Annotated in this window: 11 protein-coding genes; 7 read left to right on the top strand and 4 right to left on the bottom strand. The window is 43.1% G+C overall.

The features are described from left to right. Positions 1 to 50: 50 nt before the first annotated feature. Positions 51 to 863: a hypothetical protein gene (locus F6K49_RS30170; protein ID WP_293020242.1), complete on the top strand. Its 813-nt coding sequence runs from the start codon at positions 51 to 53 to the stop codon at positions 861 to 863. A 325-nt stretch (positions 864 to 1,188) separates the two neighbouring features. Further along, a complete protein-coding gene (locus F6K49_RS30165) occupies positions 1,189 to 1,695 on the top strand; it encodes a hypothetical protein (protein WP_293020244.1) in 507 nt (168 codons plus the stop codon). A 297-nt stretch (positions 1,696 to 1,992) separates the two neighbouring features. Here the strand turns inward: F6K49_RS30165 and F6K49_RS30160 are convergent, their stop codons facing one another. Together F6K49_RS30160 and F6K49_RS30155 are read right to left on the bottom strand one after the other, a co-directional pair. Next, positions 1,993 to 2,514, bottom strand: a complete 522-nt coding sequence (locus F6K49_RS30160; RefSeq protein ID WP_293020246.1) for a phycobiliprotein lyase — start codon at positions 2,512 to 2,514, stop codon at positions 1,993 to 1,995. Between the two features lie 121 nt (positions 2,515 to 2,635). Beyond that, positions 2,636 to 3,307: a HEAT repeat domain-containing protein gene (locus tag F6K49_RS30155; RefSeq protein ID WP_293020247.1), complete on the bottom strand. Its 672-nt coding sequence runs from the start codon at positions 3,305 to 3,307 to the stop codon at positions 2,636 to 2,638. A 354-nt stretch (positions 3,308 to 3,661) separates the two neighbouring features. Between F6K49_RS30155 and F6K49_RS30150 the strand changes: the two genes are divergently transcribed. Further along, positions 3,662 to 6,094, top strand: a complete 2,433-nt coding sequence (locus F6K49_RS30150) for a GAF domain-containing protein (RefSeq protein WP_293020248.1) — start codon at positions 3,662 to 3,664, stop codon at positions 6,092 to 6,094. Between the two features lie 121 nt (positions 6,095 to 6,215). On the opposite strand, the gene psbN is transcribed toward F6K49_RS30150, so the two are convergent. Continuing rightward, positions 6,216 to 6,347 (bottom strand): photosystem II reaction center protein PsbN, encoded by a 132-nt coding sequence (psbN, locus tag F6K49_RS30145; RefSeq protein WP_008180512.1) that lies wholly within the window; start codon positions 6,345 to 6,347, stop codon positions 6,216 to 6,218. A gap of 1,404 nt (positions 6,348 to 7,751) precedes the next feature. On the opposite strand from psbN, the gene psbH reads away from it, so the two are divergent. Together psbH and F6K49_RS30135 are read left to right on the top strand one after the other, a co-directional pair. Next, positions 7,752 to 7,955, top strand: a complete 204-nt coding sequence (gene psbH / locus F6K49_RS30140; RefSeq protein WP_293020251.1) for a photosystem II reaction center protein PsbH — start codon at positions 7,752 to 7,754, stop codon at positions 7,953 to 7,955. A gap of 320 nt (positions 7,956 to 8,275) precedes the next feature. Continuing rightward, a complete protein-coding gene (locus F6K49_RS30135; RefSeq protein WP_075899160.1) occupies positions 8,276 to 8,578 on the top strand; it encodes a TatA/E family twin arginine-targeting protein translocase in 303 nt (100 codons plus the stop codon). Between the two features lie 273 nt (positions 8,579 to 8,851). Here F6K49_RS30135 and F6K49_RS30130 read toward each other — a convergent pair whose 3' ends face one another. Then, a complete protein-coding gene (locus tag F6K49_RS30130) occupies positions 8,852 to 9,580 on the bottom strand; it encodes a response regulator transcription factor (RefSeq protein WP_075899162.1) in 729 nt (242 codons plus the stop codon). 226 nt (positions 9,581 to 9,806) lie between these two features. Here F6K49_RS30130 and F6K49_RS30125 point away from each other — a divergent pair, with 226 nt between their 5' ends. After that, complete coding sequence (locus F6K49_RS30125) at positions 9,807 to 10,001, top strand: hypothetical protein (RefSeq protein ID WP_293020254.1); 195 nt, start codon at positions 9,807 to 9,809, stop codon at positions 9,999 to 10,001. 120 nt (positions 10,002 to 10,121) lie between these two features. After that, positions 10,122 to 10,321, top strand: a 200-nt coding sequence (locus F6K49_RS30120; RefSeq protein ID WP_293102504.1) for a CPP1-like family protein, incomplete at its 3' end; no start/stop codon positions are given.

The raw sequence follows: 10,321 nt of genomic DNA, 5'->3' as shown, positions 1-10,321 counted from the left end.
ACCTTTCCACCTGGAATCGTACCACCTTCCCACCTTGAACCCTTTTACCCATGACCAATGACTCAGATTTAGCCATTGCCTATGCCCTTGCCTTGCTCAGTCACTATGGGTTTGAGCTCAGGGGTTACACTGTAGAAGAATTAGTCAATCTATGGCTTGAGAACTATCCTGCCAATTGGGTGCGTCTAGCGGTGATTGAGGCACTTTATCAAGGGCGTTACAAAGCGATATCTGTAGAGCAAATTTTGGCAGTCTGGTTACGACGAGGACAGCCTATATATCGCTTTAATCATGAGTTTGAGCGGATGGTTTGTCGTAAATTTCCCCAAAATTTAACCGCTCCGGTCGATAGTAGATCCACAACCGAGAGCTTAGAACTAAGTTTACAGTGGGTAGACAATGTTGCTGAAACCTCTCTAGGTACTAGTTCCGATGAAATTACACCAGAGCAAGGGATGCTTGAGTCAAAGACACTCCAAGCACCACCAACAGGCCAACAGGAAACTTCCCCCCCAGCCAATACCATATCATCCAAAATACCTGAAAAATCAGTCAAGCCCAGAGAAAGCTTCCCAAAGCCTCTGAGCAAAGCCCGTGCTAGTCCTAGCTACAATGTAGATTGGTCAAGTTATGAGCTTAACAAAAAGCCAATTCACCAATTTCATCCACCACCAGACTCTTCAGATGTCTACCTTAAGCTGAAGGCAGTTGTCCAGCACCAAGACTCTGGTACAGTCACAGCTACCGTAGTCGATAAGCAGGTCAGTGATTCAGCTTCGAGTGCCTTGGAAGATCAGGAGGTCGAAAGTAGCTCAGAGGTAGAGAGTCCTTACCAGGCCACTGTTAACCTGGATCAAAGTTAACCATCCCACGATTAATCCCCGTGGGATGATTGGCCGTAGGCCACGCTACGCGAACGGATCTAATCATACCAAATCCTCCCTGATCCCCCTATGGCATACCCCATTGTGATTCAATTATTTTTTATAAACTTTCATCAAACTATCAAGTAATATTCATTAAAATTTCATATATTAGGTAGATATCTAGCAATTAATTTATATAATTAATTCCAATATAAAGTCCTTTATTCACAAAAAAAAAATTATATATTATTATCTAGCTATTAATTTATATAATTAATTCCGATATAAAGTTCTTTATTCACAGTAAATCTAGGTAAATTGGATGCATGAAAAAAGTTTTTGTTTTCCCCTATTTTCTGGTTTAATAGCCGGACTAATTTTTGGAATACAGCTGACTTTATTTGTACAAATAATTTTTGAAAACTACTCTGCCCGAGCCTGTGCCAAAATTCCCGATGGCAAATTTGCTGTTTTTGTACCAACAAGTTATTTATTGAATAAAATAAATCTTAAACGAGTCGTTATATCTAACAAATGGGCTTACAATTACAATTGTAAGCTATTTAAATCCAAGCATGATTATATTAAAAATTCTAAGGTCATTAAGTCGGATTCATTTATAAAAGATAACTATGCCCCAACCGGTTATATACAGGTGCCATCAGAGAGATATATGCTCAGGAAAGTGTGGCGAGGTACCCTGATTGGCTATTTTTCTGAATATGAGGCAAATTTAGTCAGGAACAAAGTCCTGGAAAGTGCTTACAGTAAAGAACCAAAACCTATCGATAAGCCTTTTGTAGTCAATAACATAAATACTAATAATTGAGACTGTAAGCATTCAGCGGTCAGCGGTCAGCGGTCAGCGGTCAGCGGTCAGCGGTCAGCGGTCAGCGGTCAGCGGTCAGCCGTCAGCCCTGAGACATTCGCGTAGCCTGGCCAACGGCCAAGGCTAACGCTACTGTTCGCGCAGCGTGCGCGTAGCGCAATCGGTGCTTATTTTATTCAAAAGTATCTCAAGTAGCCTGGCCACAGGCCCAAAGCTGATAGCACCTCAAGTAGCGCATTAGCTGATACGCGACACGCTGATACGCGACACGCTGATAGCTGACTCAATGCTTAACTTTCACGTAACACCAAGACGAATTTCTGTGGCCAGAGAAGCCATGGTTAATTGCCCCCCCTGCTGGAGAACGTTAGTGCGTAACCGAAAGTTAGGGCTAGCAAACCAAAAACGTTCTTCAGCATATAGAGTTTTCCCCTCTGTAATCATTGTTAAAACATCATCCTGGCCGATACTGTAACGACATTTTAAGGAAGTTCCTTCAACATCACCATTAGTCCGCAATAGCTTGCCAATGTCAGGATTTTCTGGGTTGGGAACAGGTACAACAACAGTCGAACCAGTTTGCTTTTTCTGTTCTCCTACTACTGTACCGTCCCAAATCACTTTTACACCAAATATAGCCATACCAGGCTCTATTTGGTATTGTTTACAGAGTTTGATCACCTCTGGGGCATCACCAGATAGCATTTCCATAGTGATGTTGGACTTACCATTTTTAATGGGTTGAGAAGTAATATGATTACTAGTACGTTGAGAAAACCATCTGCCAGCACTCTGCTCAAAAAACTCTTTAATATCCATTGGCTAAGATTGTAAAAATTTGTGGTAGATCGTGGTGGATCAGTGATGTTGGTAATTTCAATCAAGTGGTTCACTATTGATTCTATCGTGCTATGGTTAGCCGAATTACCAGGATGCTACGCTAGCTTGAGGCTTCAGACAAACGCAATAGAGCCATTTGAGCGGCTTCAGATACTTGAGGATGGCTGTCTTTTGCCAAATAGTTTAATGCCGAGATACTTTTGTCCTGACCCAGTTGACCGAGGGCTTCTGCTAAACGTTGACGCACTATCCAATCCTCTGACTGGGCAAAGCGTAGAATATCGTCTATAGCTTCTGTAGCTTTAATTTCCCCTAAAGCAGCAATAGCAGCTTGTTGGACTAGTACTTCCTGACTATCTAAGGCCTTGGTCAGCACATCACGAGCACGGGGATCTTGGAGATTACCTAGGGACACAGCAGCACTAAAACGTACCAACCATTCAGTATCTTCGTAGAACGCCCTAACTAGAGGTTCAAAGGCTTTGGGGTCACCTAGATATCCCAAAGCCCCAGCAGCAGCAGCACGAATTCCGTAATCTGGGTCAGTTGCCATGAATTTGACCAAAATTGGGTAGCATTCTTCCGTAGGCTTCACTCCCAGGGCGAATATAGCCATAGAGCGAACTGGTAAATTGGGATCATCAAGTACCTTTTTAATTAGGGGCACGGCATCACTGGCTTGAACAGCCCGTAGTGATGCCAGAGCCATCAAGCGATCGCGCATGTTGGGGCTTTCCAGCTGAGCCGAAAGTTGTTCTAAATTAGAGGGCATCGTAGTTTGTTGGGGTTTGGTTGACAATTAACCTCAGCGGAGTATGAGCATCGGTTGTGATCGGTTGAGAATCTACCCAGCTGTCTGGTAAAGTAATCGCTCTGACCTGCTTGCTAGATCAATCTTTATACACAATTGTCGCTCTGAGTCATGGTTTTGGGAATGCTATGGCTGTATCTATGGAAATTTTTTAGTCAACTAGCTATGGCAAATCAATTCAACTTTCGGCATCTGAGTACAGGGAAGAATAGAAAACAGGCTGATGTGAGAAATACAACAACCCAAGTCACTTCTGCCACAGTTGCTGATGGTAACTGTTGAATTGAGAGCTGATCGTTCGATTTTGAGACATCAATGATGAGATTAGAGCAGTTCCAGATTCTACGTGAGCTTACAGTCGATGAGGCAGCCTTTGAGCAGCTTCAAGAAATTTTATTAGCTCAGGAAACCAAATACCAAAAGGCACAAGAGCAAATTCACTTTCAGGCTTGTTTATTAGATAACTTACCGAGTGGGATTATTGCCATAGATATGGATGGAAAAATTATCCATTGGAATAGTTATGCCTGCAAGCTATATCAATGGCAAGCCCAAGATGTTATTGGGTCGCAGCTATCCGAGATCATGTTTCCCCCTAGAAGTGATGCTCCCATCAAAGAAATTTTTGCTCAATTGTCCCACTTAGAGGTTTGGCAGGGTGAGTTGCTCATTCAACGCCAAGACGGTAGCCGATTGGCTAGCGATTTTACCATTAGTGTCCTGCAAGATCAGGTAGGGAAACAGATTGGTTTTGTAGCAACTGTCGTTGATGCTAAAGAGGGCAAACAGGCAGAGATTGACCGTAGGTCACGCTACGCGATTGGCCATAGGCCACGCTACGCGAACGCACTGTCTAACCAGGTGGCTCAAGATAAGCTGAGGCAGGCAATGGGTGATTCCCTTCGGGAAAACTTTGCAGCCCGCATTCGTAAGTCTTTAGATGTGGAGACAATTCTAAATACCACAGTTAATGAAGTTCGTCGATTGTTACAAGCAGATCGGGTAGCGGTTTATCGCTTCGAGTCGGATTGGAGAGGTAGATTTACAGTAGAGTCTGTAGAATCACCCTGGCAGCCGATTACAGGTAGGGAAATGTATAATCCCCACTTCTGGGAAACCCATGCTAATCAGTACCGGTATGGTCCAATCCAAGCCATTGAAGATATCTATTCTGATTCTGGGGGCTTGTCCTCCTATGAAGTTAATTGCCTAGCTCAGCTTCAAGTCGTTGCTAACTTGGTAGTTCCGATTATCTGTCACCCTCAACTAGACCAAAACCAACCTAAAGACTCACCTCTGTGGGGACTATTGGTTGCCCATCAGTGTAGTAGACCACGACAGTGGCAGCTTTGGGAAAGAAATTTGTGGAAATCAGTAGCAGACCATGTAGGAATTGCGATTCAGCAGGCTCAAATTTATCAGGAAAACCAACTCAAAGCTCAACGGGAAGCAACGCTCAATAAGTTTACTCAAAAGATTCGTAGCTCTCTTGATTTAGAGCAGATTTTTACCACAGCCACTCAAGAAATCAGTCAGCTGTTGGACGTTGACCTAGTAGAAATTCAAGAATATCTGCCACAGCGGCAGGTTTGGTTAACCGTATCTCAATCCAGTAAACAAGCTAACTTGAGTAGCCCTTTGGGTGCTGAAACTCCCGATGTGGACAATGAGATTAGTCGCAAGATCAAAAATCTGGAAGTGGTGCGTATTAACAATAGCTGCAACTTAAACCTTCAGGACAGTTGCCATCAGTTACTTGTACCACTAAGGTTTCAAAACCGCCTCTGGGGAAAATTGTGCCTGATCAATATTCATAGTGACTACCAATGGTCTGATGGCGCAGTGACTTTGGTGCAGTCGATGGCTGAGCAACTTGCGATCGCAATTCAGCAAGGCCAGCTTTATCAGCGGCTGGCTAACCTCAACACCGACTTAGAACGGCAAGTACTCGAGCGCACCCAACAACTACGAGAGAGAATCAAGGAACTACAGAGACTAAACATCCTCAAAGATGATTTCTTAAGTACCGTTTCTCATGAACTGCGCACACCTCTATCCAATATGAAAATGGCAATACAGATGCTCAAAATTGCTCCAGAGAGTCAACGACGACAGCGCTATACAGAGATTTTAGAATCTGAGTGTTACAGAGAAATTGAACTAATCAACGATTTACTCGACTTGCAGCGTTTAGAAACCGCCTCTTATCAGGTTTCGCGAACAGTAGTAGACTTGAAAATCTGGTTACGCCGAATCATTGATTCCTTTTGCTCCCGTATCCAGGCACAACAGCAAATTCTGAAGTTGACTCTGTCAGATAATTTGCCATCGGTTTTGATTGACAAGACCAGCTTCGGGCGAATTGTGACAGAACTGTTCAACAATGCTTGTAAATATACTCCAGGCAACAGGCAGATTATTCTTGAGTTTTTTTACCAAAACAATCGGGATCTGATCCCATCAGATACCGTACCCAAGGTAATATTTAAGATCAGCAATCAAGCCGAGATTGCTGATACGGAATTACCCCACATCTTCGATAAGTTCTATCGCATTCCTAATGCTGATCCTTGGAAGCGAGGTGGTACAGGATTAGGTCTGGCTTTGGTGAAGCAGCTAGTCAAGCAGCTCGACGGCATCATTCAGGTAGAAAGCTCTCAGAGATGGACTACATTTACCGTGCAAATTCCGGCTCCTCAAGGCTCCGAACTCAATGAACACGAAAACAGTTTGACGATCAAGTTTTAATCTACCTTCTATGCTTAAGGGACTGCTTTGTCTTTTGCCTAAGGGTAGCGGTTAACTGATAGTTGAGTTGTGCTACCCTAATCACTTGTGACTTTCCCGGTTTTAATGGAAAACTATTATATTAGTCTTCATGTTCTTCAAACTGATCGACTAATTCCGCTGAAGGGGGTCCAAAAGCGGTGTAAATGGATATACCAGTGATACCGATTACAAAAACAAGGATAACAATGCTAAGGACTATTGCGGGTTCCATGGCTCAAATCAAATATAAGTGTGTCTGTTGATGCAGTGGCTTGTGGGGGAAACCCCATTGAGGCTACTGCATCGTTATATGAGTCTGTTTTCTTTTTGACATTCTGCTCTCTAAAATCTCGACAAACCTATACATTTAGTTCTCTCTAGATCGAGAGCATGGCAGGGGATACCCCGACCTGTGCTTGGACGATCACGCCAAAGGCGAGCTAAACGGGATCTATTGTCAGAAGTAGATTCAGAGTCAATTGTAGCTTTTTTTGATGTTGTGTTAACAAATTTTAATTTTATTGCTTTTTTTTAAGAATACCACAGAATATTAATACTGTTAAGATACATTTCCAAAACTATAACTACTAGACAAACTTAGACAGTAGTTGACAAAATTTATTTTTTGTCAACTACTGTCTAAGTTTGTCAACAACTAATCTTCAAAAAGATTAGTTGTTGTGAACGGCAGGCTTGAAAAATATCAGGTACTGTGTTAACAGTGTGTTAATTTTCTTGGGAAAAGGTGAGTTGGCGCCTCATCACGGGGTATGTAGCCCAAAATCCGGAAAATTTTCACGACCTTTACCTCACCAGGTACTTAGGCAAAAACCACGCTTTGATAGTCCTGGCAGTTAATCATGTCTATTGGATGTGCCACTGCCGCAAACTCTCTCAAACAATTTCCGAGTCTGGATTGATTGAATTCAAGCGACTTGTGCAACATTTAACCTGTACAAACCTACTCACAAGCAGATAGGACGATGGTATAGCATTAGTTTTAACTAATGGTTGTTGCCGACAAAGCAATGCCAAAAGCATTGCGCTAATTTTATTAATGGAGGCTCTGCTGCCTACTCTCAAACCGCACTGTAACTTCACTCAGTCCATTATTTTACGTCGCTTAACTTACGACCAGCTGTCTTCGCTTTTAGTTCTTCGTTGGGCGGCAGTGTTCCGAAGTTAAACAAGTTACTAACTTATTTCATTATAAAACAGTGGATAATGTTTCACAAGGTTTAGATAGCTATAAGGCTAATAGTTGCACCTCGAGTATAAATGTCTTTGGTTTAGTGCCTCCTTAGTGTAAGCTGAAATCAAAACATCCGCTCGTCGTGATAGCCCCTTATTTCTAAGGAGGGGTTCAAACGCGAAGTGAACGCACCCCGCGTCTCCTATGGAGAACGGGTTTTGACCCGACGTGTCTATAATCTTAAGAAGGTATGGGAGCTTTGACACTCCCGCACCGGTAGGATTCTGTTTAAATTTCTAAGTAGATCCTATCTGACTTGAAGCGAAGTGGCACGGTTTCAAGCTGCAACTTCGGCACCTTGTAGAATCCCCCGTGCGAGCAATCCCTCGCACGGGGGAGATGTCAATAACATAAATCTCAATTAACATAAATCTCAATTTACCCATGGCACAAAAAACTCGGCTAGGAGATATTCTCAAACCCCTTAACTCGGAATATGGCAAAGTTGCCCCAGGTTGGGGCACTACCCCTGTAATGGGAGTCTTTATGGGGCTATTTTTCGTCTTTTTGCTGATTATTTTGCAGATTTACAACAAATCAATCATCATTCAAGGTTTCAATGTTGATTGGACAAGCCTAGGGCAGTAGTCTACTCCATGGCTTAACTGCTAATCATTAACATTTCAAATATTTCAGCTCCCTCCCGGCTTGTCCGGGTTTTTTAATGCTGTTGACAGCAATGGATAGGCTAGGAAGTCCCTGGGATGACTACCTAACTTAGTTAAACTGGCTGAGTTAAACTGGCTGAGTTAAACTGGCTGAGTTAAACTGGCTGAGTTAAACTGGCTGAGTTCAACGGAACAGCGGTCAATTTGGGTCAAATGTGGAATACTAAGAACAGCAAACTAGTAACAGCAAACCAGTAAAAGCAAACCAGCACTTGACAAATCCCAGGAGGTTATATAATAATGAACGTTTTTGGTATGGGTTTACCGGAAATGGTGTTGATTATGGTCATTGCCCTATTAGTATTTGGCCCTAAGAAGTTGCCAGAAATTGGTCGTAGTTTGGGTAAAGCCATTAGAGGCTTTCAAGATGCTTCCAAGGAGTTTGAAAATCAGTTTAAGCTAGAGGCACAACAAATAGAGCAAGGGCTGAACACCCCTACCCCAAGTGAATCTGAGAAAACTGCCACCAAAGAAGTTGCTACAGCAGAAGTTGCTACAGCAGAATCAAACAATCATGCTACGACGTCTTCTCAACAAAGCTAATCCCAGGGAAGTCGAGCCACTTCAGCAAGAGGCTAGACCAAAGCAGGCATGATCACTAGTACTGCTGCGCGGAATTAAAAATTATGGTATTAACAATTCTTGCATGCTTATTACATAAGCGTTTTGCTATTTTTGAATCGTATCTTTATTTCCGCCGTGCTGTGCTAGACGACTCTTGAACTCTAGTCCGGTAGCTCAGTAGTCGATTGCCTTGGCAACCATTGACCCTCCACGAGCAAGGGGTTTGAGTAGTCGTGGAGTGTCAACAATGAGTTAGCTACTGGATTTACCATTTTTCTCATTCTTCTTACTAGAAGGTGCCTCAAACTTGTAGCCAACACCTCGAACTGTCTGAATTAAGGAAGGGTCACTGGAATTAACCTCAATTTTACGGCGAATTTGACCGATATGGACATCAACTACTCGCTGATCTCCCACATAATCGTACTCCCAGACTTCCTGGATTAACTCAGAACGGCGCAAGACTCGACCTGGATGACAGGCCAGAAAATGGAGTAGATCAAATTCCAGAGCAGTTAGAGGGATAAGTATTTCGTTGATAGTTACCTCCCTGCGCCCTGGATCGATCACTAAATGGTCGAAGACGAGGCGTTCTGCTTCAGTAGCAGTAACAGCCCGCTTCCGTTTCAAAATTGCTCTAACTCGATTTTCCAGCTCTTGTAAATCAAAGGGCTTGGTGATGTAGTCATCAGCACCTTGTTGAAATCCTTGATTTTTGTCAGCAGCATCCGACCGACTGGTGAGCAAGAGGACAAAGACATCAGTGCGGGTCTGCATTTGCTGACACAGGTTGTAGCCAAGGGCGTCAGGCAAATTCACATCTAGAATGACTAAATCTGGATTAAATTGCTCAAATGTGGCAAGAGCCGTCTTGCCATCTTGAGCAGCCTGCATTTGAAAATTCTTTTGACTTAAGAAGCGTAGAATTAAATTTCGGATTGCCGGATCGTCATCTACGACAAGAATCTTGGCGGCGGTCATAACTTTCCACGGAAAACGGGATCACAAATTTAAGACGCAGAGTGTTTTGACACCAACGGTGCTGTTGGGCATTGTAGACAATTATCCTCAGATTATTAGGCAATGCCAATAGTTGGTAAATCGCATAGGCAGATCAGTTATTTTCAAAATTCCCCCACAGTAGGACTTCCCGAACCAAGGGAAAAAGTCTTTTTTTCTGGTTCTAAAGAGCAAAAAACCCATAGCCTTGATGGGTCTATATGGATTTACTAACGGTTCTAACATCATTCAGGAATTCTCCGGTGATTTGGTCACAAAACAGCAGATGCACCGGCATTGTGTTGACTTCACTTCGGGACTGCTGCTTGAAGATCAAGCTACACTAGCACCCAGGGGCATTGGCACCACCCTCAACCAAAACGACTCTGTGACCAGTGGTTAGCCAGAGCAAGGTTGAGAGTTTCTCGTGCCTAACCTTAACATATACATAACTAGTTTAAAGTTGCTGTCATACTAGTGAAAAGAAGGGATGTGAAAACAAGGGATGTCTCGGAGGTCTTGAATGAGTGATAACAATCCCTATGATCAGCTTGGGGTTACGGAAGAAGCGTCCTTTGATGAAATTCAGGATGCCAAAGGTCGCCTGATGCAAAAGCATCGTGGTAACCAAAAGCTTTTAGATACCGTAGAGGCGGCCTACGATGCCATTATTATGGATCGACTTAGGATGCGCCAGGAAGGAAAGATTAAAGTTCCTGATCG

This window comes from Moorena sp. SIO3I6 (assembly GCF_010672095.1).
Note: the sequence above shows the minus strand (reverse complement) of the source record. Positions and strands in the feature narration are given on the sequence as shown.

Excerpts from the sequence above, each read along its gene's own strand:
- F6K49_RS30155 (WP_293020247.1), bottom strand. The coding sequence starts at position 3,307 with ATGCCCTCTAATTTAGAACAACTTTCGGCTCAGCTGGAAAGCCCCAAC.
- F6K49_RS30150 (WP_293020248.1), top strand. The coding sequence starts at position 3,662 with ATGATGAGATTAGAGCAGTTCCAGATTCTACGTGAGCTTACAGTCGAT.
- F6K49_RS30130 (WP_075899162.1), bottom strand. The coding sequence starts at position 9,580 with ATGACCGCCGCCAAGATTCTTGTCGTAGATGACGATCCGGCAATCCGA.
- F6K49_RS30165 (WP_293020244.1), top strand. The coding sequence starts at position 1,189 with ATGCATGAAAAAAGTTTTTGTTTTCCCCTATTTTCTGGTTTAATAGCC.
- F6K49_RS30160 (WP_293020246.1), bottom strand. The coding sequence starts at position 2,514 with ATGGATATTAAAGAGTTTTTTGAGCAGAGTGCTGGCAGATGGTTTTCT.
- psbN (WP_008180512.1), bottom strand. The coding sequence starts at position 6,347 with ATGGAACCCGCAATAGTCCTTAGCATTGTTATCCTTGTTTTTGTAATC.
- psbH (WP_293020251.1), top strand. The coding sequence starts at position 7,752 with ATGGCACAAAAAACTCGGCTAGGAGATATTCTCAAACCCCTTAACTCG.
- F6K49_RS30170 (WP_293020242.1), top strand. The coding sequence starts at position 51 with ATGACCAATGACTCAGATTTAGCCATTGCCTATGCCCTTGCCTTGCTC.
- F6K49_RS30135 (WP_075899160.1), top strand. The coding sequence starts at position 8,276 with ATGAACGTTTTTGGTATGGGTTTACCGGAAATGGTGTTGATTATGGTC.